We start from the raw sequence: 23,339 nt of genomic DNA, 5'->3' as shown, positions 1-23,339 counted from the left end.
TTCCGCCGGCGTAGCGGGGGTTGCGCCGGGTGGAGCGGGGGTTCCGCCGGGGTTACCGGCCGGTGGTCTGGACCTGTCGCCGGAACAGGTCGCACACTGCTCCGATGGACGTGCGACGGACCACCCCCACCCCCCGCCCCGCGCCGGACCTGCCGTTGCACCGCCTGCAGGTCCCACTGCCCCACGTGCTGCCCTTCGCGATCGGAAGTTTCGACGCGATCGGCCCGCTCTCCCGTGCCAACTTCCCCCACCGGCACTCGTTCCACGAGATCGTCATGGTCACCGGCGGCCACGGCGCCCACGTCCTGGACCTGGTCCACCGGGCGCTGGCGCCACCGCAGTTGTGCGTGATCACGCCCGGCCAGGTGCACCACTGGGCGGACGCCGAGGAGCTCACCGGCCGGGTCGTCCTGTTCAACGAGGACTTCCTGCTGGGGCACCCCCAGGACCTCGCCGCGCTGCGCGCGCTGGCCGCCCGCCCCGGCATCGCGCTCGGCGAACAGGCCGGCCCCATCGCCCGGTTGCTCGCCGACATGGAGCAGGAGTACCGGACCAGGGCGCCCGGCTACCAGGGCGTGCTGCGGGCCAGCCTGCACATCCTGATCGTCCGGGCGCTGCGCGCCTGCACCCCGGACGACCGGCCCGCGGTGCCCACCCGGCCGGCCGAACTGGCGGCCGCCTTCACCCGGTTGATCGCCAAGCCGGGCGGGGTGCGGCACTCGGTGGCCTCCACCGCCCAGGAGCTCGGGGTCTCCCCGGGGCACCTGCAGACCCTGGTCAAGCAGGCCACCGGCCGCACCCCGGGCGGATTGATCCGCCGGCAGCAGACCCTGGAGGCCAAGCGGCTGCTCGCCTGCACCGATCTGACGATCCGCCAGGTCGCCAAGGAGGCCGGTTTCGCGGATCCGGCGTACTTCTGCCGCTTCTTCCGGCGGGAGACCGGGATGACCCCGGGGGAGTTCCGGGGCAGGGTCGACGGAAATCACCACGATCCCCGGATCATGTCCATCGCCGTCGCACCGGACGGTCCGTAACGTTCCTACTGGCCACCGGCGGCCGGGCCAGCGCGCGGACGGCGGCCGGTTCGGCCCTTGTCATGCCCCCACCATGGCAAGGGCCGCCCCCCACCTCCCCCCCACGAAGGATCCACCGGAAGGAGACGGCGCATGCCCCCGTCCGACGGCATGATCAGCCGCAAGACCGTCCTGAAGGCCGCCGCCGCGCTCGGGGCCGCACCGCTGCTCGTCGGCGGCGGGGTCGCCCTGGCCCGCGACAAGGTCGGTGCCGGCCGCATCCCCGGCCTGACCCCCGAGTGCCACGACGGGGACGACCCGACCGTCGAGCAGATCGAGGGCCCGTACTTCAAGCCCAACTCCCCGCTGCGCAGCTCGATGGTGAACGACGGCCCGGGCACCCGGCTGACCGTCAGCGGCTACGTCTTCGGCCGCGCCTGCCGGCCCGTCCCCGGCGTCCTGCTGGACTTCTGGCAGGCCGACGACGGCGGGAACTACGACAACGTCGGCTACACCTTCCGCGGCCACCAGTTCACCGACGCCAACGGCGCGTACAAGCTGGACACCGTCGTCCCGGGCCTCTACCCGGGCCGCACCCGGCACCTGCACGTCAAGCTCCAGGCCCCCGGCCGGCCGATCCTGACCACCCAGCTGTACTTCCCGGGCGAGCCGCGCAACAACACCGACACCATCTACGACGCCCGGCTGCTGATGAACGTCCAGCAGAACGGATCCGGCGAGAACGCCACCTTCGACTTCGTGCTGGACGTGCCGCAGACCCCGGGCACGCCGAGCCCGACGGCCACCGCCACCCCGACCGGAACCCCGACGGCCACCCCGACCGGCGGGCCCACCACACCGCCGAGCGGCAGCTGGGCGGCCGGCCGGGCGTACAACGCGGGCGACCGCGTCACCTACTCCGGTGCCTCCTACGTCTGCCTCCAGGCGCACACCGCCCTGGTGGGCTGGGAGCCGCCGAACGTGCCGGCCCTCTGGCAGCGGTCGTAGCGGCTCCGGCCGCTCCTCCGAGGAGCCGGGCGCCCGGTCGGCGGCAGGGCCGACCGGGCGCTCACCCGTGTCCGGAAACGATCGGACCGAATCACCGGTCCGAAAGGGAACGCGCCGGACCAGTCGCAGGGTGACCGGGCAACGACAGGAAGCTAATCCAGTCGATCTTCGTTACTGGTTAGGCTTTCAAATGTTCTCAAGGTTAAGGTCGATCCCATGCATGCCTGGCCCGCCTCCGAGGTTCCCGCCCTGCCTGGTCAGGGGCTCCCCCTCCACATCTTCGACACCGCAGCGGGCACGGTCCGCGAGGTCGTGCCGCAGGACGGCACCGCCCGGATCTACGTCTGCGGCATCACCCCCTACGACGCGACCCACATGGGCCACGCCGCCACCTACAACGCCTTCGACCTGGTGCAGCGGGTCTGGAGGGACGCCGGCCACGACGTCCTCTACGTCCAGAACGTGACCGACGTGGACGACCCGCTGCTCCAGCGCGCCGTCGAGACCGGCCAGGACTGGGTGGCCCTCGCCGAGCGCGAGACCGCCCTGTTCCGCGAGGACATGACGGCCCTGCGGCTGCTCCCGCCGGCCCACTACGTGGGCGCCGTCGAGTCGATCCCGTGGATCGTCCCGATCGTCCAGAAGCTGCTGGCCTCCGGCGCCGCCTACCGGGTCGACGGGGACATCTACTACTCGGTCGACGCCGACCCGCACTTCGGCGAGGTCTCCGGGCTCACCCGCGAGGCCATGCGCCCGGTCTTCGCCGAGCGCGGCGGCGACCCGGACCGCGCCGGCAAGCGCAACCCGCTGGACGCCCTGCTCTGGCTGGCCGCCCGCCCGGGCGAGCCCGCCTGGGACACCGAGCTCGGCCACGGCCGCCCCGGCTGGCACATCGAGTGCGTGGCCATCGCCCTGCAGTACCTGGGCATGGGCTTCGACATCCAGGGCGGCGGCAGCGACCTGTCCTTCCCGCACCACGAGATGGGCGCCGCGCACGCCCACAGCGCCACCGGCTCCCACCCGTACGCCAAGGCGTACGTGCACGCCGGGATGGTCGGGCTGGACGGCCAGAAGATGTCCAAGTCCCGCGGCAACCTGGTCTTCGTGTCGGCCCTGCGCCGCGAGGGCGTCGACCCGGCGGCGATCCGCCTGGCGCTGCTCTCCCACCAGTACCGCGAGGACTGGGAGTGGACCAAGGCCGTCCTGGACGAGGCCGTCGAGCGCCTCGCCCGCTGGCGGGCCGCCGTCTCCCGGCCGGACGGCCCGGCCGCCGAGCAGCTGCTCGCCGAGGTCCGCACCGCGCTGGCGAACGACCTGGACGCGCCCGCCGCGCTGGCCGCCGTCGACCGGTGGGCCGCGCAGCAGGAGACCGAGGGCGGCACCGACATCGGCGCCCCCGGCCTGGTGAGCCGCACCGTGGACGCCCTGCTCGGCGTCGCGCTGTGAGGCCGACGCCTTGAGAACGCCGAAGGGGCGCCGGGCCGAGAAGTCCCCGCGCCCCTTCGGCGTACCCGGCCCGGCGGGCCGCGGCGGGGCCGGCGAGGACTACTCGTCCTCGGCCCCCTCCTGGCTCTCCCGGGTCGTGCCCGGCCCCTCCGGCTCGGCCGGCCGCTCGGCCGTCGCGTGCCCGGACACCGGCTTCTCGCCGGTCGGGCCGACGTTCTCCCGGCGGCGCAGGTAGCGCTCGAACTCGCGCGCGATGGCGTCCCCGGAGGCCTCCGGCAGCTCCGCCGTGTCCTGCGCCTCCTCCAGCTGCTGGACGTACTCGGCGACCTCGCTGTCCTCGGCGGCCAGCTGGTCCACGCCCAGCTGCCAGGCCCGGGCGTCCTCGCCCAGCTCGCCCGGCGGGATGCGCAGGTCCAGCAGGTCCTCCAGCTTGTTGAGCAGCGCCAGCGTGGCCTTGGGGTTGGGCGGCTGCGCCACGTAGTGCGGCACCGCGGCCCACAGCGTCACGGCCGGCACCCCGGCGTGGGTGCACGCCTCCTGGAGCACCCCGACGATCCCGGTCGGGCCCTCGTAGCGGCTCTCCTCCAGGTCCAGCCGGCGGGCCAGGTCCGGGTCGGAGGTGACCCCGCTGACCGGCACCGGCCGGCTGTGCGGGGTGTCGCCGAGCAGCGCGCCCAGGATCACCACCAGTTCGACGCCCAGCTCGTGCGCGAAGCCCAGCAGCTCGTTGCAGAACGAGCGCCAGCGCATGCTGGGCTCGATCCCGCGGACCAGCACCACGTCCCTGGTCACCGGCTCGGTCACCCGGACCACCGACAGCCGGGTGGTCGGCCAGGTGATCCGGCGGACACCACCGTCCAGCCAGACCGTCGGACGGTTGACCTGGAAGTCGTAGTAGTCCTCGGCGTCCAGGGCGGCGATCACCTTGCCGCCCCAGGTCTCGTCCAGGTGGGCCAGGGCCGCGGAGGCGGCGTCGCCCGCGTCGTTCCACCCCTCGAAGGCGCAGACCATCACCGGGTCGATCAACTCGGGAACATCTTCCAGCTCGATCACCCAGCGTCTCCCTCCGGTCGGCGGTCGGACCGGCACCGCCCCGGCTGGCCTGCCGGGGCAACGACGGGCCGGCTGCCGCCTGTCGAACCTCTCGTCTCCCGTGGAACGGCTCGCTCCACGGTCCCTACCTGCCCAGCCTACGGGCTTTGATGCGCATGGCGGCCGGGCACCGGGACAGTCTGGGGGAGCGGACCGCCCCGATCCAGCGGATATCCGGCCCTCGGCGGCTGACGCGGCGTCAGGCGGCCCGGAGCGGACGCACGGTGCCTGACCGGCGACGCTGCGCCACGGGGAGCGGGCCGGGCGCCGCGGCGCGATGATGGGGGCGGGGCGGGCGGAAGGGGCCGACCGATGAACCGATGGCTGTGGATCGGCGCGGGTGCGGGCGCGGCGGCGCTCGCCGGGACCGCGCTGCTGGCGGTGGACCGGGCCGGGCGCCGGCTGCCGGTGGAGCACGTGACCGAGGGCGGGCTGGAACTCGCCCAGTCGCCCGGCGCGGTCTGGGAGGTGCTGACCGACATCGACCTCTACCCGGCCTGGCGTCCGGGCCTCACCCACGTCGAACGGCTGCCCGCCGGGGCCGGCGGGCGCCCGCGCTGGCGCGAGTACGACCGGCACGGGCACACCACCTACGAGGTGGTGGCCAGCGAGGCCCCGCACCGCCTGGTGACCGGCATCGCCGACCCGGACCTGCCCTACGGCGGCACCTGGACGTACCGGCTCACCCCGGCCGGGCCCGGCTGCTCGCTGACTGTCACCGAGCACGGCGAGGTCCGCAAGCCGCTGTACCGGGCCGTCGCGCACTACCTCTCCGGCGAGGACGCCACCGTGCACCGCTACCTGGGCGCCCTGGCCCACCGGATGGCGGCCTGAGTCGGCCCGAGTCGGCCCGAGCAGGGCGGAGCCTAGGAGGGGTCCACCCAGCCGCGCCGGTACGCCGCCCAGTTCTCCGGCGTCGCGGCGAAGTCCACGTACAGCGCGACCCCGAAGTTGGCCCGCCGCGGGTCCTCCCGGCCCAGGCCGAGGCGGACGCCCCGGACGGCCGCCGGGACGGTCTCCGCGTCGCCCCAGTGGCCCCACTTGTCGTCCCAGAAGAACGGCAGGCCGATCAGGAGGTCGACCTGCGGCGGGGTGGCCGCCAGGGCCAGCTCGGTCTGCCGGGCGACGTAGCCGCCGTACAGCGGCTCGGTCGGCATCGAGGTGTCGTAGGTCATCACCGCGATCTGGTCGACCCGGCGGGCGGTCTCCCGGAAGTACGCCTGGTCCCACCACTTGCCGTGGTCGGTGAGCAGGATGCCGGCCGTGTGCAGGCCGGGGACGGGGTCGATCTGCGGGGCCGCCACCGACAGCTTCGCGCCGCGGGCGGCCGTCACCGGGTGGACCAGGTCGAGCAGGGCGAGCCAGCCGGCCGAGCCGGGGCGGATCGGCTCCATGTCGAAGTGCACCCCGTCGAAGCCCTGGTCCAGCACCTGGACCGTGGAGGCGGCGACCCGCTCCCGGGTGGGCGCGTCGTCGAGGTCCAGCGCGTCCCGCTCGGGCTTGACCTCGTCCCCCAGCCAGCCCTGCAGCCGCACCCCCGGCAGTGCCCGGTGGGCGGCCTCGGTGAACCAGCGGGCCTTCGGGTGGACGGCGGGCGGCAGCGAGCCGTCGTGCTCCAGCGGCCCGGTGTGGACGTACAGGTCGCGCACGCCGGTGCCGGCCAGCTGCCGGGCCAGCGCGGCGACGTCGGCGTCGGTCTTGCGGCCGTCCACCCAGGCGTGGCCGAGCCAGACGGCGTCCCGGCCGCGGCTGCGGGCCTCGGCGGCCGGTTCACCCGAGTAGTGCAGCCGGATCGCGATGAACAGCGAGCCCAGCGCGGCGACCGGCACGGCCGCCGCCAGCCCCAGCGCCACCAGGGCGCGGCCCCACCACGGCAGGCCTCTCCAGCGGCGCAGCGGGGCCCCCAGGGCACGCCCGATCCGCCGCGCAACGGTCCCGAACCGGGTCATACGATCGCTCTCCCCTCGCGGTCGAGCGCTCAGGATACGGAATGCACCCGCAGGCCGGGCCGTGGGCCGGATACCCTGGCCACGTGCGGGCCCGAGCAAGCGGGCTCGCAAAGCCGACAGCCGTCGCACCAGGGAGACGCCCCATGGCCACTGCAGCCAACCCGTCCATCACTCAGCAGAGCCGCGCGAACGCGTTGCGTGAAGCGCTCGCCACCCGGGTGGTGGTGGCCGACGGTGCGATGGGCACCATGCTCCAGGCCCAGGACCCGACGCTGGAGGACTTCCAGAACCTGGAGGGCTGCAACGAGGTCCTCAACGTCACCCGGCCGGACATCGTCCGCTCCGTCCACGAGGCCTACTTCGCGGTGGGCGTGGACTGCGTGGAGACCAACACCTTCGGCGCCAACTTCTCCGCCCTGGGCGAGTACGAGATCGCCGAGCGCATCTTCGAGCTGTCCGAGGCCGGCGCCCGGATCGCCCGCGAGGTGGCCGACGCCCACGCCGCCGACGGCCGCACCCGCTGGGTGCTCGGCTCGATCGGCCCCGGCACCAAGCTGCCGACCCTCGGCCACGCCCCGTACGAGACGCTGCGGGACGGCTTCCAGAAGAACGCGGCCGGTCTGATCGCCGGCGGCGCCGACGCGCTGCTGGTGGAGACCAGCCAGGACCTGCTGCAGACCAAGGCCGCGATCCTCGGCTCCAAGCGCGCCCTGGCCGAGGCCGGACTGGACCTCCCGGTGCTGGTGCAGGTGACGGTGGAGACCACCGGCACCATGCTGCTCGGCTCCGAGATCGGTGCCGCGCTCACCGCGCTGGAGCCGCTCGGCGTCGACTACATCGGCCTCAACTGCGCCACCGGCCCGGCCGAGATGAGCGAGCACCTGCGCTACCTGGCCAAGAACGCGAGGATCGGCCTGTCCTGCATGCCGAACGCGGGCCTGCCGGTGCTCGGCAAGGACGGCGCCCACTACCCGCTCTCCCCGGCCGAACTGGCCGACGCCCACGACGTGTTCACCCGGGAGTACGGCCTCTCGCTGGTCGGCGGCTGCTGCGGCACCACCCCCGAGCACCTGCGCCAGGTGGTGGAGAAGGTCCAGGGCCGTCCGGTCGTGCGCCGCGAGCCGCAGCCCGAGCCCTCGGCCTCCTCGCTGTACCAGGCGGTGCCGTTCCGCCAGGACACCTCGTACCTGGCGATCGGTGAGCGCACCAACGCCAACGGCTCGAAGAAGTTCCGCGAGTCGATGCTGGCGGGCGACTGGCAGGCCTGCGTGGAGATCGCCCGGGACCAGATCCGGGACGGCTCCCACCTGCTGGACCTGTGCGTCGACTACGTCGGCCGCGACGGCGTCGCCGACATGAAGGAGATCGCCGGCCGGCTGGCCACCGCGTCGACCCTGCCGATCGTGCTGGACTCCACCGAGCCGGACGTGCTGCGGGCCGGTCTGGAGGCGCTCGGCGGCCGCGCGCTGCTCAACTCGGTCAACTACGAAGACGGCGACGGCCCGGACACCCGGTTCGGCCGGATCGCTTCGCTGGCCCGCGAGCACGGCGCCGGCCTGATCGCGCTGACCATCGACGAGCAGGGCCAGGCCCGCACCGCCGAGACCAAGGTCGCCATCGCCGAGCGGCTGATCGCGCAGCTCACCACCGAGTACGGCATCGACGAGGGCTCGATCCTGGTCGACTGCCTGGCCTTCACCCTGGGCACCGGTCAGGAGGAGTCCCGCCGGGACGGCATCGAGACCATCGAGGCGATCCGCGAGCTCAAGCGCCGCCACCCGGACGTGCAGACCACCCTGGGCCTGTCCAACATCTCCTTCGGCCTCAGCCCGGCCGCCCGCGTGGTGATCAACTCGGTCTTCCTGAACGAGTGCGTCGAGGCCGGACTGGACTCGGCGATCGTGCACGCCTCCAAGATCCTGCCGATGGCCCGGATCCCCGAGGACCAGCGCGAGGTCGCGCTCGACCTGGTCTACGACCGCCGCAGCGAGGGCTACGACCCGCTGCAGAAGCTGCTCCAGCTCTTCGAGGGCGTCTCCTCGGCGTCGGTCAGGGCCTCCAAGGCCGAGGAACTGGCCGCCCTCCCGCTGGAGGAGCGGCTGCAGCGCCGGATCATCGACGGCGAGCGCAACGGCCTGGAGGCCGATCTGGACGAGGCGCTGACGGAGCGTCCGGCGCTGGACATCGTCAACAGCACGCTGCTGGCCGGCATGAAGGTGGTCGGCGAGCTGTTCGGCTCCGGCCAGATGCAGCTGCCGTTCGTGCTCCAGTCCGCCGAGGTGATGAAGACCGCGGTGGCCCACCTGGAGCCGCACATGGAGAAGTCCGACGACGAGGGCAAGGGCACCATCGTGCTGGCCACCGTCAAGGGCGACGTCCACGACATCGGCAAGAACCTGGTCGACATCATCCTGTCCAACAACGGCTACAACGTGGTCAACCTGGGCATCAAGCAGCCGGTTTCGGCGATCCTGGACGCCGCGCAGGAGCACCGGGCGGACGTGATCGGGATGTCCGGGCTGCTGGTGAAGTCCACCGTGATCATGAAGGAGAACCTGGAGGAGCTGAACCAGCGCAAGCTGGCCGCGAGCTTCCCGGTGATCCTCGGCGGCGCCGCCCTGACCCGGGCCTACGTGGAGCAGGACCTGCACGAGATCTACGAGGGCGAGGTCCGCTACGCCCGGGACGCCTTCGAGGGCCTGCGGCTGATGGACGCGCTGATCGCGGTCAAGCGCGGCGTGCCCGGCGCGACCCTGCCGGAGCTCAAGCAGCGCCGGCACGCCAGGGTCGAGGTGGCGGAGCCGGAGCCCGAGGTCAACCTCGGCCAGATCCGCTCCGACGTCGCGCTGGACAACGCGCTGCCCGCCCCGCCGTTCTGGGGCGACCGGATCGTCAAGGGCATCCCCTTCGCCGACTACGCCTCCTGGCTGGACGAGGACGCGCTGTTCAAGGGCCAGTGGGGCCTCAAGGCCGCGCGCAACGGCGACGGCCCGTCCTACGAGGAGCTGGTGGAGACCGAGGGCCGGCCCCGGCTGCGGGGCTGGCTGGACCGGCTGCAGACCGAGGGCTGGCTGGAGGCGGCCGTGGTCTACGGCTACTACCCGGCCAACTCCAAGGGCGACGACCTGATCGTCTTCCACGAGGACGGCACCGAGCGGACCCGCTTCACCTTCCCCCGCCAGCGGCGCGGCCGCCGGCTCTGCCTGGCGGACTTCTTCCGCCCGGAGGAGTCCGGCGAGCGGGACGTGGTCGGCCTCCAGGTGGTCACCATGGGCAACCGGATCTCGGAGGCGGCCAACGAGCTGTTCGCCGGGAACTCCTACCGCGACTACCTGGAGCTGCACGGCCTCTCGGTGCAGCTGGCCGAGGCGCTGGCGGAGTTCTGGCACGCCCGGGTCCGCTTCGAGCTGGGCTTCTCCGGCGAGGACCCGCAGGACGTCAAGGACATGTTCGCGCTCAAGTACCGGGGTGCCCGCTTCTCGCTCGGCTACGGGGCCTGCCCCGAGCTGGAGGACCGCGCCAAGATCGCCGAGCTGCTCAAGCCGGAGCGGATCGGCGTGGTGCTCTCCGAGGAGTTCCAGCTGCACCCGGAGCAGTCCACCGACGCGATCGTGATCCACCACCCCGAGGCGAAGTACTTCAACGCGCGGTAATCCGTACGTCCCTCTCCGTTCGCTCTTTCCGGGCGAAGCGGGCGTATCCTGGATGATCCTGAACGGGCCGGTCCGCTGACCAGCGGGCCGGCCCGTGTCATCCCCGGGACCGTCCTGGGCGCAGCCGGAAGGACTTGCCATGACGACCAGCTCCACCGCCGCCCCGGCGCTCGACCTCGGGCGCGAGCCCGGCCTCCAGGCGGTGCTGCTGGACATGGACGGCACGCTGGTGGACACCGAGGACTTCTGGTGGCAGGCCGAGGTGACGCTCTTCGCCGAGCTGGGCCACCGGCTGGACGAGCAGGACCGGGCGCACGTCGTGGGCGGGCCGATGACCCGGGTGATGGAGTACCTGGTCGCCCGCACCGGTGTGGACATCGCCCCGGCCGACCTGGGGGCGCTGGTCAACCAGCGCTTCGTCGACCTGCTGGCCGGCGGGGTGCCGCTGATGCCGGGGGCCGAGCGGCTGCTCAACACCCTTGCCGCGCACGGCGTTCCGGCCGCGCTGGTGTCCGCCTCGCACCGGCACGTGATCGACATCGTGCTGCGCTCGCTGGGCGCCGAGCGGTTCGCCTTCACCATCGGCGGGGACGAGCTGCCGCGCACCAAGCCGTTCCCCGACCCGTACCTGGAGGCGGCCCGCCGGCTGGGCGCGGAGCCGGCCCGCTGCGTGGTCGTCGAGGACACCCCGACCGGGGTGCGGGCGGGCGAGGCGGCGGGCTGCCCGGTGATCGCGGTGCCCTCGGTGGCGCCGATCGAGGCGGCTCCCGGGCGGCTGGTGGTGCCGTCGCTGGAGCAGGTCGATCTCGAACTGCTGCGGTCGCTGGTCGCTTCGCGGGTGTGATTGTCATCTCATTGCGGTCAGGGTCTACTCGCCGGTAAGCGCCCCGGCCGGGGATCTCCGGGGGAGAAAACGGGCAATGGCTGACAACTCGTCGGGCGCGCCGTGATGCCCTCAACGACCGTGTCCCAAACGTCATCTGCACGGGTATCGGTCGTGCGTGTTCGATATGGCACGCTACTCGGGTTCGCGACACCCCCGAAGGACGCTCCCGTGAAGACTTCAGCTGAACGCCTGGCAGCACTCGGCTGCGCCGGTCTGGTCGCCGTGACGGTGGCCGGTTGCGGATCGGTCACCGACGCCGTCAAGGGGGACAGCGGCGGCAAGGCGATCACCATGGGGACCGTCCAGCTGACCGGCACCCTGGACCCCGCGGTGGTCTACGACTCCGGCTCCTGGCTGGTGCTGCGCAACGCCTTCCAGTCGCTGCTCACCTTCCCGGCCGCGGCCAGCACGCCCTCCCCGGACGCCGCGCAGTCCTGCGACTTCTCCGGCGGCGAGGCCACCGAGTACCACTGCACCCTGCGGCCCGGGTTGAAGTTCTCCAACGGCCACCCGCTGACCGCCGAGGACGTGGTGTTCTCGATCCAGCGGACCAAGAAGATCAACGACCCGAACGGCCCGGCCGGCCTGCTCTCCTCGATCAAGAGCGTGGAGGCCAAGGGCGCCAACGAGGTGGTCTTCCACCTGGCCGCCCCCGACGCCACCCTGCCGGCCAAGCTGGCCTCCCCGGCCGGCGCCATCGTCGACCACCAGGTCTACCCGGCCGACAAGGCGCTGCCCAACGACAAGCAGGTCGGCTCCGGCCCCTACCGCGTGGACTCGGTCGAGGGCATGGCCGACGGCAAGCAGCTGGGCAAGGTCGTCCTGGTCCCCAACGACAAGTACAGCGGCGACGCCAAGCTGCGGAACAACAAGTTCACCGTCCGGTACTTCGACAAGCCCGCCGACCTCAAGGCCGCGCTGGACAAGGGCGACGTCGACGTCACCGACAACAGCCTGGAGCCCAACACCGCCGCCCAGATCCGCTCCGACCAGCAGGGCGGCAAGACCGACCTCCAGGTCGTCGAGGGCGACAGCAACGACACCCGCTCGCTGGTCTTCAACACCAAGGACCCGGTGATGAGCAACGTCGGCGTCCGCCAGGCCGCCGCCGCGCTGCTCGACCGCAAGGCGCTCGCCCGCGACGTCTTCGCCCGCACCGTCCAGCCGCTGTACGCGATGGTCCCGGCCGGCGTCACCGGCCACACCACCGCCTTCTTCGACCGCTGGGGCGACCAGGACGTCGCCAAGGCCAAGAAGGCCCTGGTCGACAACAAGGTCCAGACCCCGGTCAAGCTCACCCTCACCTGGTCCCGCTCGCGGGCCGGCAACGGCGAGGCCGACACCTTGAAGAAGCAGCTGGAGACCGGCGGCCTGTTCCAGGTGACGGTCCAGCAGGAGCCCGACTGGGAAGCCTTCAAGAAGGGCTGGAACGAGGGCAAGTACCAGGCGTACATCGTCGGTTGGTTCGCCGACTACCCGGACCCCGACAACTACATCGCCCCGCTGCTGGTCGACGGCGGCACCTACCACACCGGCTGGGACGACCCGAAGATCAGCCAGAAGCTGATCCCGGACGGCCTCAAGCAGGCCGACCGCAGCGCCGCCTCGGCCTCCTACGCGCAGATCCAGCAGATCGTCGCGGAGAGCGTGCCGCTGATCCCGCTGTACCAGAACAAGGCCTTCTACGCGGCCCGTGCCAACATCACCGGCGTCGAGTCCACCGTCGACACCACCGGCTTCTTCCGCTTCTGGGAGATCAGCCGCAGCGGCAAGTAGCGCGCGACGCACGGCGGCCCGCCCGCTCCCCCCGGTGTCCCGGGGCGGAGCGGGCGGGCCGCCGTCGTGTTCCCGGGCTACAGCGCGCCCGGCCGCACCAGACCGCTCTCGTAGGCGTACACCGCCGCCTGCACCCGGTCGCGCAGCTGGAGCTTGGTCAGCACATGGCCGACGTGGGTCTTCACGGTCGTCTCGCTGACGAACAGCTCGGCCGCGATCTCCGCGTTCGACAGCCCGCGCGCCACCAGCTTCAACACCTCCAACTCCCGCTCGGTCAGCGCGCTCAGCGCCTGCGGCGGCGCCTCCTCGCCCGAGGGCAGCTTGGTGGCGTACATGTCCAGCAGCCGGCGGGTGATGCTCGGGGCCAGCATCGCCGCGCCGTCCGCGACCACCCGGATCGCCTGCACCAGCTCCTCCGCCGGGACGTCCTTGAGCAGGAAGCCGCTGGCGCCGGCGCGCAGCGCCTCCACCACGTACTCGTCCAGGTCGAAGGTGGTCAGCACCAGCACCTTGGCCGGGCCGTCCCGACCCGGGCCGGCGATCCGGCGGGTCGCCTCGACGCCGTCCATCCGCGGCATCCGGATGTCCATCAGCACCACGTCGGGCTGCAGCGCCCGGACCTGGTCCAGCGCCTGCTGACCGTCACCGGCCTCGCCGACCACCACGAGGTCCGATTCGGCCTCCAGGATCATCCGGAAACCGGTGCGCAGCAGCGGCTGGTCGTCGACCAGCAGCACTCGGATCGTCACTAGGACTCCTTGCTCATCGGATCCCCCGTGGGATCGCTCTCGTCCGACGTACGGGCCGGCCCGTCCGCGGTGCGGGCCGGCGGCACCGGCAGCGGGTACGGCGGCGGGGTGCCGCCGAACTCCGGGCAGCTGGCCCGGTGGTCGCACCAGTCGCAGAGCCGGTTGCGGGTGGCCGGGAAGTCCCCGGTGGCCACCGCCTGCGCGATCCGCTCCCACAGGGCCTGCAGCTTGCGCTCCACCGCGAGCAGGTCGGCCTCGTCCGGGTCGTAGCTGACCACGTCCCCGCCGCCGCCCAGGTAGACCAGCTGGAGGCGCTTGGGGATCACGCCCTTCCAGCGCCACACCACCAGTGCGTAGAACTTCATCTGGAACATCGCCTTGCCCTCGAAGTCCCGCGAGGGCGCCCGGCCGGTCTTGTAGTCCACCAGCCGGACCTCACCGGTGGGGGCGACGTCCACCCGGTCGATGTAGCCGCGCAGCAGCAGCCCCGACTCCAGGGCCGTCTCCACGTACAGCTCGCGCTCCACCGGGTGCAGCCGGGTCGGGTCCTCCAGCCGGAACCACTGGCCGACCAGCTTCTCGGCGTCCGCCAGCCAGCCGGTCAGCGCCGCGCCGTCCGGGTCGTCCGGGAACAGCGAGCCCAGCTCCGGGCGCTCGCCCAGCAGCCGCTCCCACTGCGGGCGCAGCAGGCCCAGCGCCCGCTCCGGCGTCCGCTCGGCCGCCGGGCTGTCGAACAGCCGCTCCAGCACCGCGTGCACCAGCGTGCCCCGGGTCGCCGCCGGGCTCGGCGGCTCGGGCAGCCGGTCGATCACCCGCAGCCGGTACAGCAGGGGACAGGTGAGGAAGTCCCCCGCACGGGACGGGGACAGCCCGGTCGGGGGCGCCGCCGGGCGCGCCGGAGCCCCGGCGGCGCTGCTGGTGTCGGTCTGCTGCATGGCTACGACCCTATTGCCCTTTGCTGTCATCCCGCTGCCACCGGGCTGCCGCGCTGTCCCTTCCCGGCAGTCGGCCCGGGGCCGGTCCGGTCCGGGGCCGGTCCAGTGGGTATGAAGCCTGGCAGAGGGGCGCGCGCCGCCGGGTGGCCGCGATCACGTAGCGTGGGCGCACCGGGGCACGACGGCGGACGACCGAAGGGATCACGGTGAGCGACACCAGGGGGCAGCAGACCTCCGACCAGCCACCGCAGGACGGCGGACGCCCCGAGGGGCGCCCGCCGGAGCACGGCGGCGGCCTCCTGATGGGGCGGCCCTTCGGCGTGCCCATCTACGTCACCCCGTCCTGGTTCGTCATCGCCGCGCTGATCACCTGGGTGTTCGGCGGGCAGCTCGGCGACGTGCTGCCCGAACTCGGCAGCGGTGAGCGCTACCTGCTCGCGTTCTTCTTCGCGGTCGCCTTCTACGCCTCCGTCCTGGTGCACGAACTCGCCCACACCCTGGTCGCGCTGCGCTACCGGCTCGGGGTGCGGCGGATCCAGCTGCAGTTCTTCGGCGGCGTCTCCGAGATCGAGAACGAGGCCGGGAGCCCCTGGCGCGAGTTCTGGCTGGCCTTCGTCGGCCCGCTGCTGTCGCTGGTGCTCGGCGGGGTCTTCTACCTCGCGCTGCGCGCCGTCGAACTGTCCAGCGTGCCCGGGGTGCTGCTGACCGGCCTGATGGTCTCCAACCTGGTGGTCGCCGCCTTCAACCTGCTGCCCGGCCTGCCGCTGGACGGCGGCCGGATGCTGCGCGCGGTGGTCTGGGCGATCACCGGCAGGGCGATGACCGGCACCGTGGCGGCCGCCTGGATCGGCCGGGGCCTGGCCGTCGTGGTGCTGTTCGGCCTGCCGCTGGTCAGCGCCTCCCGCGGCGCCGAGCGCACCACCACCGACACCCTGGTGGACGCGGTGCTGGCCGCCGTGCTGGCCGCGATCATCTGGAACGGCGCCACCGGGAGCCTGCGCAACGCCCGGCTCAAGGAGGCGCTGCCCGCCCTGCGGCTGCGCGACCTCGCCCGCCGCACCGTCGAGGTCACCGCCGACACCCCGCTCGGCGAGGCGATGCGCCGGGCCCGCGAGGCCCAGGCCGGCGCGGTCGTGGTGGTGGACGGCCGGGGCGAGCCGATCGCCATCGTCCGGGAGTCCGCGGTACGGGCCGTACCGGAGCACCGCCGCCCCTGGGTGGCCGTCGGCCCGCTCGCCCGCGACCTCGAACCCGGGCTGCGACTGGACGCCGACCTCGGCGGCGAGGACCTGCTGCGGGCCGTCCAGGCCACCCCGGCGGGGGAGTACCTGGTGGTCGAGGCGGACGGCCGGGTCTACGGCGTGGCCGCGCTCAGCGACATCGAACAGCGCCTCACGGCGGCGGTCTCCGGCCGCTGAGCAGGGCCTGGTGAGGCGGGACGCCCCGCTTCCCTTAGGATTGGCCGCATGTCCGAACCGACCGGTGCCGCCCGCCGACGCGGGCCCTTCCAGGTCGGGGACCAGGTCCAGCTGACCGACCCCAAGGGTCGCCACTACACGTTCACGCTCCAGGCCGGGAACCAGTTCCACACCCACAAGGGTGCGTTCCCGCACGACGAGCTGATCGGCGCTCCTGAAGGCACGGTCGTGCGCACCACGGGGAACGTCCCGTACCTCGCGCTGCGCCCCCTGCTCCCCGACTACGTCCTGTCCATGCCCCGCGGCGCCGCCGTGATCTACCCCAAGGACGCGGGGCAGATCCTGGCGATGGCCGACATCTTCGCCGGTGCCCGGGTGATCGAGGCGGGTGTCGGCTCGGGCGCGCTCAGCACGTACCTGCTGCGCGCCGTCGGCGAGCAGGGCCTGCTGGCCTCCTACGAGCGCCGCCAGGACTTCGCGGACATCGCCCAGGGCAACGTGGAGCGCTACTTCGGCGGCCCGCACCCGGCGTGGAAGCTGACCGTCGGCGACCTCCAGGACAACCTGGTCGAGACCGACGTCGACCGCGTCATCCTCGACATGCTGGCCCCCTGGGAGTGCCTGGACGTCGCCTCCCGGGCGCTCGTCCCCGGCGGTCTCATCTGCTGCTACGTGGCCACCACGACGCAGATGTCCAAGACCGTCGAGGCGCTGCGCGACCACGGCACCTTCACCGAGCCGCAGGCCTGGGAGACCATGGTCCGCACCTGGCACCTGGAGGGCCTGGCCGTCCGCCCGGACCACCGGATGATCGGCCACACCGGCTTCCTGCTCACCGCCCGCCGCCTGGCGGACGGCGTCGAGCCGCCGCTGCGCCGCCGCCGCCCGGCCAAGGGCGCCTACGGCGAGGACTACGACAACGGGGCGCCCGAGCCGTCCCTCCAGGAGCGCGCCGCGGCCCGCAAGGCGGCCCGCGACACCGACTCCGAGCAGCCCGACCTGGGCTGAGCCCGGCCGGAACAGCAGGGGTGGTGCGAGCATCGCGCTCGCGCCACCCCTTCGTTTTTTGGCCGGCTCGCCTCCGGGCGCTCTGACCCGGCGCCGACGGTCCTCGCTCCGGCGCTCGTTCCTCGCTTGTCGCTCGTCGCTTTCGGCACCGGCGCGCCCTTCGGCTCCCCGGCCGCCGGCCCGCAGGCTCCGTGTGGGACGATGCTCGCTCACACGCTCCTGGAGCTCTGGAGGGGACGCCGGGTGGAGACCGCGGTCGGGACGACGGCGACGGCCGGACAGCAGACACCGCAGGGCCGCACCCGGCCCGGTCACGCGCGGACCGCACCCTGGCACTGGGCCCTCGCCCTGGCCGGCTGCGGCGCGGTGGTGGCCGCCGCACTCGCCGCCTCCCCGGCGACCGGCACCCCGCTGCCCGCCCGCGGCGGCGCCCCCAAGGCGCTCGCGGCCGGCGCGGCCCCCGATCCGGCCAAGGCCCAACTGCCCATGGACTGCGGCCCGTTCCCGGTCAGGACGGTGCTCAGCGTGCCCGCCGAACTGGGCGACGGCCGTCCCGGTACGGTCGTCGCCGCGCAGTGCGGCACCGACACCGGCACCCCGCCGGACTCCGTCTACCTGCTCGGCTTCGGCCCGGACCAGCGCCCGGTGGTGGTCGCCACCCTGCTGACCGACCGGGAGAACCTCACCCTGAGCCGGCTCACGGTGCGCTCCGACGGCGCCATCACCGGCCGCGCGCAGGGGTATTCGAGCGACGAGGTGCCGCGCTTCCGCCCCGACCTCTCACTCGACCTCACCTGGACGCACCGGGGCGGCGGCTGGGAACGCTCCCAGACCGCCGCCCCGGTCAGCGCGACCTGAACCCTCCGCGCGGCCCGAAACCCTATTCGGCGTCGGGCCCGTAGACCTCGACCCGGTCGGCGACCCGGCGCACGTGGATGCAGTCGCCGGGGCACTCCTTCGCCGAGTCCACCACGTCCTGAAGGAGCGTCAGCGGCACCGGGGCGGTCTCCCCGGGCTGCTGGCGCAGTTCGTCGTCCTCGCCCTTCACGTACGCGAGTCCGTCGATGTCCAGCTCGAAGACCTCCGGTGCGTACTGGACGCAGATGCCGTCGCCGGTGCACAGATCCTGGTCGATCCACACCTCCAGCTCGTCGGCCGCTGCCGCGTTCTGCTCGGTCACCGACATGGTCCCCTGCCGTTTCTGTCCCGGGTCGCCCCTATTCCGGGGGCAATCCCGCCATTCGTACAACGATCGGACCCACTACCGCGGTCGCGATCGGATATCACTTCGCCCGACGATACATCTGGCCCGCTTTGGGTGGTGCGCGGTGGGTATCCCCTTAGCAGAGGGGAAGCACGCTGGGGCGAAGATCGGACACGCCCGTTCCATCTTTCTTGATCTAGGGGTTTACGGACCCCTGGTCCCAGGTAGGGTCTGGAAGCGTCCAGCTCCCCGGAGGAGGTGAGGACCGTGGCAGCCCACGATGACGACTACAACCGCAGCACCGGCAGGCCCGCTCGTGGTTCCGACGAGGCCGCTCAGGTCTCGTACCTTGAGCAGGAAATCGCCGTACTGCGCCGCAAGCTCGCCGACTCGCCGCGCAATTCGAGAATCCTCGAAGAGCGGATCGTCGAGCTCCAGACCAACCTGGCCGGCGTGACCGCCCAGAACGAACGACTCGCCTCCACCCTGCGCGAGGCCCGCGACCAGATCGTGGCCCTCAAGGAGGAAGTGGACCGGCTGGCACAGCCCCCGGCCGGTTTCGGCACCTTCCTCGAGGCGAACGAGGACGGTACCGCCGACATCTTCACCGGCGGTCGCAAGCTCCGCGTCAACGTCAGCCCGAACGTCGCCCTCGACGAACTGCGGCGCGGCCAGGAAGTGATGCTCAACGAGGCCCTCAACATCGTGGACGCGATGGCCTTCGAGCGCATCGGCGAGATCGTCACCCTCAAGGAGGTCCTCGAGGACGGCGAGCGCGCCCTGGTCATCGGCCACACCGACGAGGAGCGGGTGGTGCGCCTCGCCGAACCGCTGCGGGACATCACCGTCCGGGCGGGGGACGCACTGCTGCTGGAGCCCCGCTCCGGCTACGTGTACGAGGTGGTGCCGAAGTCCGAGGTCGAGGAGCTGGTCCTCGAAGAGGTCCCGGACATCGACTACCGCCAGATCGGCGGCCTGAGCAACCAGATCGAGCTGATCCGCGACGCGGTCGAGCTGCCGTACCTGCACGCCGACCTCTTCAAGGAGTACGAGCTGCGTCCGCCCAAGGGCGTGCTGCTCTACGGCCCGCCCGGCTGCGGCAAGACGCTGATCGCCAAGGCGGTCGCCAACTCGCTGGCCAAGAAGGTCGCCGAGGTCACCGGCCGCCCCCAGGGGAAGAGCTACTTCCTCAACATCAAGGGCCCGGAGCTGCTCAACAAGTACGTGGGCGAGACCGAGCGGCAGATCCGGCTGGTCTTCCAGCGGGCCCGGGAGAAGGCGAGCGAGGGCACGCCCGTCATCGTCTTCTTCGACGAGATGGAGTCCCTGTTCCGCACCCGCGGTTCCGGTGTCAGCTCGGACGTGGAGAACACCATCGTCCCGCAGCTGCTCGCCGAGATCGACGGCGTGGAGGGCCTGGAGAACGTCATCGTCATCGGCGCCTCGAACCGCGAGGACATGATCGACCCGGCGATCCTGCGGCCCGGCCGCCTGGACGTCAAGATCAAGATCGAGCGCCCGGACGCCGAGGCCGCGAAGGACATCTTCTCCAAGTACCTCAAGGACTCGCTGCCGTTCCACCCGGACGACCTCAAGGAGCACGACAGCTCCGTCGGGGCCACGGTGGCGGCGATGATCCAGTCGGTCGTGGAGCGGATGTACTCGGAGACCGAGGAGAACCGCTTCCTGGAGGTCACCTACGCCAACGGTGACAAGGAGGTCCTGTACTTCAAGGACTTCAACTCCGGCGCCATGATCCAGAACATCGTCGACCGGGCGAAGAAGATGGCCATCAAGGACTTCCTCGACCACGGTCAGCGCGGTCTGCGCGTCTCCCACCTGCTCGCCGCCTGCGTGGACGAGTTCAAGGAGAACGAGGACCTGCCGAACACCACCAACCCGGACGACTGGGCCCGCATCTCCGGCAAGAAGGGCGAGCGGATCGTCTTCATCCGCACGCTGGTCACCGGCAAGCAGGGCGCCGAGTCCGGCCGCTCGATCGACACTGTCGCCAACACGGGGCAGTACCTGTAAGCACGCGGTTGTCCGGGCCGGCGACGGTCCCCGGAGCTGTACGCACCCCGTCCGGCTGTGGCGCCTCGCGGCCCCGCAGCCGGACGGCGCGTCTCGGGGCCCGCCGTACGGCACGGAAATAGGCTCGACCCACCGTCCGCGGGCAGATGTCCGGCGCCGGTGTTGTTCAGCGGTACGTCAGCGTGTTCCGCCCGCCGGGGGCGGGGCACCGGGCAAGGAGGGCCGCATGACCGTACGGCGCGTGATGGGCATCGAGACCGAGTACGGGATCTCCGTGCCCGGGCACCCCAACGCCAACGCCATGCTCACCTCGTCCCAGATCGTCAACGCGTACGCGGCGGCGATGCACCGGGCACGGCGGGCCCGCTGGGACTTCGAGGAGGAGAACCCGCTGCGCGACGCGCGGGGCTTCGACCTCGCGCGCGAGGTGGCGGACGCCAGCCAGCTGACCGACGAGGACATCGGCCTCGCCAACGTCATCCTGACCAACGGGGCCCGGTTCTACGTGGACCACGCGCACCCCGAGTACAGCTCGCCCGAGGTGACCAACCCGCGCGACGCCGTGCTCTGGGACAAGGCCGGCGAGCGGATCATGGCGGCCGCCGCGCTGCGGGCGCTGGAACTGCCCAACGGGCAGAACATCCACCTGTACAAGAACAACACCGACAACAAGGGCGCCTCCTACGGCACCCACGAGAACTACCTGATGAAGCGGGCGACACCGTTCGCCGACATCGTCCGCCACCTCACCCCGTTCTTCGTCTCCCGCCAGGTGGTCACCGGCGCCGGCCGGGTCGGCATCGGCCAGGACGGCTCGGCGAACGGCTTCCAGATCAGCCAGCGGGCGGACTACTTCGAGGTCGAGGTCGGCCTGGAGACCACCCTCAAGCGCCCGATCATCAACACCCGGGACGAACCGCACGCCGACGCCGAGAAGTACCGCCGGCTGCACGTGATCATCGGGGACGCCAACCTCTCCGAGATCTCCACCTACCTCAAGCTGGGCACCACCTCGCTGGTCCTGTCGATGATCGAGGACTCCTTCATCGCCTCCGACCTCGCGATCGACCAACCGGTGCGCACCCTGCACCGGGTCTCCCACGACCCGACGCTCAAGCACCTGATCACCCTGCGCAACGGGCGCAAGCTCACCGCCGTCCAACTCCAGCTGGAGTACTTCGAACTGGCCCGCAAGTACGTCGAGGACCGCTTCGGCACCGACGCCGACGAGCAGACCCTGGACGTTCTGGCCCGCTGGGAGGACGTCCTCGGGCGGCTGGAGCGCGACCCGATGTCGCTCTCCCGGCAACTGGACTGGATCGCCAAGCGGGAGATCCTGGAGGGCTACCGCAGCCGGGACGCCCTGGAGTGGGACAACCCGCGGCTGCACCTGGTGGACCTCCAGTACAGCGACGTGCGGCCCGAGAAGGGCCTCTACAACCGCCTGGTGGCCCGCGGCAGGTTCGAGCGGCTGCTGACCGAGGAAGAGGTCGAACGGGCCGTCTCCAAGCCCCCGGAGGACACCCGGGCGTACTTCCGCGGCCGCTGCCTGGAGCAGTACGCGGAGCACGTCGCGGCGGCCTCCTGGGACTCGGTCATCTTCGACCTGCCGGGCCGGGACTCGCTCCAGCGGGTGCCCACCCTGGAGCCGCTGCGCGGCACCCGCAACCACGTCAAGGAGCTGCTGGACCGCTGCCGCACGGCGGAGGACCTGCTGCGCGTCCTCTCCGGCGGGTAACTTTTCGATCACCACGGGTGAACGTCCGCCGAATGGGAATCATCCGGGGTGGCAGCGGGTGTTGGACAGGGAGCACCACCGGCAAACCGGGAGCGGCAGTCGCACCTTGTGTATAGGGTCGGTGCCAACCGGCAACGACCGACCGACCAAACCGTGCCAGACGATTCGAGCGGGGTGAGGGAAATGGCGAGCAAGGACACCGGCGGCGGCCAGCAGCGGGCAAACCGCTCCTCCGAGGAGGTCGAGGAGCAGGTCGCGGAAACCCAGAATTCCGACGACCTCAAGGAACGCCAGGAAAAGTTGAGCGACGACGTCGACGCGGTGCTCGACGAAATCGACGAAGTGCTCGAGTCGAACGCCGAGGATTTCGTCCGGGGATTCGTGCAGAAGGGCGGGCAATAGCCCGTACCCGGTCATCGGGAATTCACGGTCGTGACCGTCCGGGACGGTCGGGCGGCGCCGTCCGCCCGGCCGTCCCGGCACCGGCCCCTCCACGCGTTGGACGATGATCGTCGGCGGGTAGGGTGCGGGCAATGCGCGCTTCAAGCTACCTGGAAGGAATCGTGTGGAAGCCAACACTCGTGGCACCGGGCGTCTACCGGCTGCCTTCCTGACCCCGGGGTCCTCCTCGTTCCTGGACTTCCTCGCCGAGCACCGGCCGGAGCTGCTGCCCGGCCACCGCGGGCTCCCCGAAGGCTCCGTGGTCGAGGCCCCGCACGGGACCACGATCGTGGCCGCGGTCTTCGACGGCGGCGTGGTGATCGCCGGTGACCGCCGCGCGACCATGGGCAACGTCATCGCCCAGCGTGACATCGAGAAGGTCTTCCCGGCGGACGAGTACAGCGCCGTCGGCATCGCCGGCACCGCCGGCCTCGCGGTCGAGATGGTCCGGCTGTTCCAGCTGGAACTGGAGCACTACGAGAAGATCGAGGGCGCGGTGCTCTCCCTGGAGGGCAAGGCCAACCGGCTCACCACCATGATCCGGGGCAACCTCGGCATGGCGATGCAGGGCCTCGCGGTGGTGCCGATCTTCGCCGGTTACGACCTCGACCTCGGCCGCGGCCGGATCTTCAACTACGACGTCACCGGCGGGCGCTCCGAGGAGCACGGCTTCACCGCCACCGGCTCGGGTTCGGTCTTCGCCCGCGGCTCGCTCAAGAAGCTCTACCGCGACGACCTGACGGCCGAGCAGGCCGCCACCCTGGTCGTCCAGGCGCTCTACGACGCGGCCGACGACGACTCCGCCACCGGCGGCCCGGACCTCGCCCGCAAGATCTTCCCGATCGTCTCGCTGATCACCGCGGACGGCTTCCGCCGGCTCGACAACGCGGAGGTCGCGGCGATCGCGGTCGCCATCACCGACGAGCGCCTGACCCGGCCCAACGGCCCGCAGGCCCCGCTGATCTAGCCATCACCTCACAGGAAAGGGA

The 23,339-nt window shown here is 71.9% G+C and carries 19 protein-coding genes; 14 read left to right on the top strand and 5 right to left on the bottom strand.

Features of this window, described 5'->3' with window-relative positions; translation table 11 throughout:
- Window positions 1–104 precede the first annotated feature (104 nt).
- From ACFXOZ_RS18495 to mshC, 3 genes are all read left to right on the top strand, one after another.
- Window positions 105–1,034 carry an AraC family transcriptional regulator gene (locus ACFXOZ_RS18495; RefSeq protein ID WP_375897013.1) on the top strand — a complete coding sequence of 310 codons (930 nt, stop codon included), beginning with the start codon at window positions 105–107 and terminating at the stop codon, window positions 1,032–1,034.
- 132 nt (window positions 1,035–1,166) lie between these two features.
- On the top strand, window positions 1,167–2,021 hold the full coding sequence (locus tag ACFXOZ_RS18490; protein ID WP_380591457.1) for a carbohydrate-binding protein: 855 nt from the start codon (window positions 1,167–1,169) through the stop codon (window positions 2,019–2,021).
- A 216-nt stretch (window positions 2,022–2,237) separates the two neighbouring features.
- Window positions 2,238–3,467, top strand: coding sequence for a cysteine--1-D-myo-inosityl 2-amino-2-deoxy-alpha-D-glucopyranoside ligase (gene mshC, locus ACFXOZ_RS18485; protein WP_375897008.1), 1,230 nt, complete (start codon window positions 2,238–2,240; stop codon window positions 3,465–3,467).
- A 99-nt stretch (window positions 3,468–3,566) separates the two neighbouring features.
- Here mshC and ACFXOZ_RS18480 read toward each other — a convergent pair whose 3' ends face one another.
- Entirely contained in the window at window positions 3,567–4,520 is a 954-nt protein-coding gene (locus ACFXOZ_RS18480; RefSeq protein ID WP_375890770.1) for a PAC2 family protein, read from the bottom strand.
- Window positions 4,521–4,871: 351 nt separating this feature from the next.
- On the opposite strand from ACFXOZ_RS18480, the gene ACFXOZ_RS18475 reads away from it, so the two are divergent.
- Window positions 4,872–5,393 (top strand): SRPBCC family protein, encoded by a 522-nt coding sequence (locus ACFXOZ_RS18475; RefSeq protein WP_380524696.1) that lies wholly within the window; start codon window positions 4,872–4,874, stop codon window positions 5,391–5,393.
- 32 nt (window positions 5,394–5,425) lie between these two features.
- Here ACFXOZ_RS18475 and ACFXOZ_RS18470 read toward each other — a convergent pair whose 3' ends face one another.
- On the bottom strand, window positions 5,426–6,508 hold the full coding sequence (locus ACFXOZ_RS18470) for a hypothetical protein (RefSeq protein ID WP_380524697.1): 1,083 nt from the start codon (window positions 6,506–6,508) through the stop codon (window positions 5,426–5,428).
- Window positions 6,509–6,651: 143 nt separating this feature from the next.
- On the opposite strand from ACFXOZ_RS18470, the gene metH reads away from it, so the two are divergent.
- The 3 genes from metH to ACFXOZ_RS18455 all read left to right on the top strand — a co-directional run bounded on the left by metH (window position 6,652) and on the right by ACFXOZ_RS18455 (window position 12,823).
- Window positions 6,652–10,161 (top strand): methionine synthase, encoded by a 3,510-nt coding sequence (gene metH / locus ACFXOZ_RS18465; RefSeq protein WP_375890776.1) that lies wholly within the window; start codon window positions 6,652–6,654, stop codon window positions 10,159–10,161.
- A gap of 139 nt (window positions 10,162–10,300) precedes the next feature.
- Window positions 10,301–11,005: an HAD family hydrolase gene (locus ACFXOZ_RS18460; protein WP_375890778.1), complete on the top strand. Its 705-nt coding sequence runs from the start codon at window positions 10,301–10,303 to the stop codon at window positions 11,003–11,005.
- 210 nt (window positions 11,006–11,215) lie between these two features.
- Window positions 11,216–12,823 carry an ABC transporter substrate-binding protein gene (locus tag ACFXOZ_RS18455; protein WP_380524698.1) on the top strand — a complete coding sequence of 536 codons (1,608 nt, stop codon included), beginning with the start codon at window positions 11,216–11,218 and terminating at the stop codon, window positions 12,821–12,823.
- 77 nt (window positions 12,824–12,900) lie between these two features.
- On the opposite strand, the gene ACFXOZ_RS18450 is transcribed toward ACFXOZ_RS18455, so the two are convergent.
- A complete protein-coding gene (locus ACFXOZ_RS18450) occupies window positions 12,901–13,572 on the bottom strand; it encodes a response regulator transcription factor (RefSeq protein WP_063346919.1) in 672 nt (223 codons plus the stop codon).
- Entirely contained in the window at window positions 13,572–14,507 is a 936-nt protein-coding gene (locus ACFXOZ_RS18445; RefSeq protein WP_375890782.1) for a RecB family exonuclease, read from the bottom strand. Before ACFXOZ_RS18445 ends, ACFXOZ_RS18450 begins: the two co-directional genes overlap by 1 nt.
- A gap of 206 nt (window positions 14,508–14,713) precedes the next feature.
- On the opposite strand from ACFXOZ_RS18445, the gene ACFXOZ_RS18440 reads away from it, so the two are divergent.
- The 3 genes from ACFXOZ_RS18440 (at window position 14,714) to ACFXOZ_RS18430 (ending at window position 17,791) form a co-directional block, all read left to right on the top strand.
- Complete coding sequence (locus tag ACFXOZ_RS18440; protein ID WP_380591455.1) at window positions 14,714–15,925, top strand: site-2 protease family protein; 1,212 nt, start codon at window positions 14,714–14,716, stop codon at window positions 15,923–15,925.
- A 48-nt stretch (window positions 15,926–15,973) separates the two neighbouring features.
- A complete protein-coding gene (locus ACFXOZ_RS18435; protein ID WP_375890785.1) occupies window positions 15,974–16,933 on the top strand; it encodes a tRNA (adenine-N1)-methyltransferase in 960 nt (319 codons plus the stop codon).
- Window positions 16,934–17,176: 243 nt separating this feature from the next.
- The gene (locus tag ACFXOZ_RS18430) at window positions 17,177–17,791 is read left to right on the top strand and encodes a hypothetical protein (RefSeq protein WP_375890787.1); all 615 of its coding nucleotides are present in this window, start codon (window positions 17,177–17,179) and stop codon (window positions 17,789–17,791) included.
- Window positions 17,792–17,813: 22 nt separating this feature from the next.
- Here the strand turns inward: ACFXOZ_RS18430 and ACFXOZ_RS18425 are convergent, their stop codons facing one another.
- Window positions 17,814–18,119 carry a ferredoxin gene (locus tag ACFXOZ_RS18425; protein ID WP_375890788.1) on the bottom strand — a complete coding sequence of 102 codons (306 nt, stop codon included), beginning with the start codon at window positions 18,117–18,119 and terminating at the stop codon, window positions 17,814–17,816.
- 285 nt (window positions 18,120–18,404) lie between these two features.
- Here ACFXOZ_RS18425 and arc point away from each other — a divergent pair, with 285 nt between their 5' ends.
- The 4 genes from arc to prcB all read left to right on the top strand — a co-directional run bounded on the left by arc (window position 18,405) and on the right by prcB (window position 23,317).
- On the top strand, window positions 18,405–20,171 hold the full coding sequence (gene arc, locus ACFXOZ_RS18420; protein WP_380524701.1) for a proteasome ATPase: 1,767 nt from the start codon (window positions 18,405–18,407) through the stop codon (window positions 20,169–20,171).
- Window positions 20,172–20,397: 226 nt separating this feature from the next.
- A complete protein-coding gene (gene dop / locus ACFXOZ_RS18415) occupies window positions 20,398–21,909 on the top strand; it encodes a depupylase/deamidase Dop (protein ID WP_375890792.1) in 1,512 nt (503 codons plus the stop codon).
- Between the two features lie 183 nt (window positions 21,910–22,092).
- Window positions 22,093–22,311, top strand: a complete 219-nt coding sequence (locus ACFXOZ_RS18410) for a ubiquitin-like protein Pup (RefSeq protein WP_030286125.1) — start codon at window positions 22,093–22,095, stop codon at window positions 22,309–22,311.
- A gap of 163 nt (window positions 22,312–22,474) precedes the next feature.
- Window positions 22,475–23,317: a proteasome subunit beta gene (gene prcB / locus ACFXOZ_RS18405; RefSeq protein WP_375890794.1), complete on the top strand. Its 843-nt coding sequence runs from the start codon at window positions 22,475–22,477 to the stop codon at window positions 23,315–23,317.
- Window positions 23,318–23,339: the final 22 nt, after the last annotated feature.

This window comes from Kitasatospora sp. NPDC059160, from assembly GCF_042755465.1.
In the GTDB taxonomy this organism is placed as follows: Bacteria; Actinomycetota; Actinomycetes; order Streptomycetales; family Streptomycetaceae; genus Kitasatospora.
Note: the sequence above shows the minus strand (reverse complement) of the source record. Positions and strands in the feature narration are given on the sequence as shown.

What these genes read in the sequence shown, in the direction of transcription:
- ACFXOZ_RS18495 (WP_375897013.1), top strand. Translation starts at nt 105, where the DNA reads ATGGACGTGCGACGGACCACCCCCACCCCCCGCCCCGCGCCGGACCTG.
- ACFXOZ_RS18490 (WP_380591457.1), top strand. Translation starts at nt 1,167, where the DNA reads ATGCCCCCGTCCGACGGCATGATCAGCCGCAAGACCGTCCTGAAGGCC.
- mshC (WP_375897008.1), top strand. Translation starts at nt 2,238, where the DNA reads ATGCATGCCTGGCCCGCCTCCGAGGTTCCCGCCCTGCCTGGTCAGGGG.
- ACFXOZ_RS18475 (WP_380524696.1), top strand. Translation starts at nt 4,872, where the DNA reads ATGAACCGATGGCTGTGGATCGGCGCGGGTGCGGGCGCGGCGGCGCTC.
- ACFXOZ_RS18470 (WP_380524697.1), bottom strand. Translation starts at nt 6,508, where the DNA reads ATGACCCGGTTCGGGACCGTTGCGCGGCGGATCGGGCGTGCCCTGGGG.
- metH (WP_375890776.1), top strand. Translation starts at nt 6,652, where the DNA reads ATGGCCACTGCAGCCAACCCGTCCATCACTCAGCAGAGCCGCGCGAAC.
- ACFXOZ_RS18460 (WP_375890778.1), top strand. Translation starts at nt 10,301, where the DNA reads ATGACGACCAGCTCCACCGCCGCCCCGGCGCTCGACCTCGGGCGCGAG.
- ACFXOZ_RS18445 (WP_375890782.1), bottom strand. Translation starts at nt 14,507, where the DNA reads ATGCAGCAGACCGACACCAGCAGCGCCGCCGGGGCTCCGGCGCGCCCG.
- ACFXOZ_RS18435 (WP_375890785.1), top strand. Translation starts at nt 15,974, where the DNA reads ATGTCCGAACCGACCGGTGCCGCCCGCCGACGCGGGCCCTTCCAGGTC.
- ACFXOZ_RS18425 (WP_375890788.1), bottom strand. Translation starts at nt 18,119, where the DNA reads ATGTCGGTGACCGAGCAGAACGCGGCAGCGGCCGACGAGCTGGAGGTG.
- dop (WP_375890792.1), top strand. Translation starts at nt 20,398, where the DNA reads ATGACCGTACGGCGCGTGATGGGCATCGAGACCGAGTACGGGATCTCC.
- ACFXOZ_RS18410 (WP_030286125.1), top strand. Translation starts at nt 22,093, where the DNA reads ATGGCGAGCAAGGACACCGGCGGCGGCCAGCAGCGGGCAAACCGCTCC.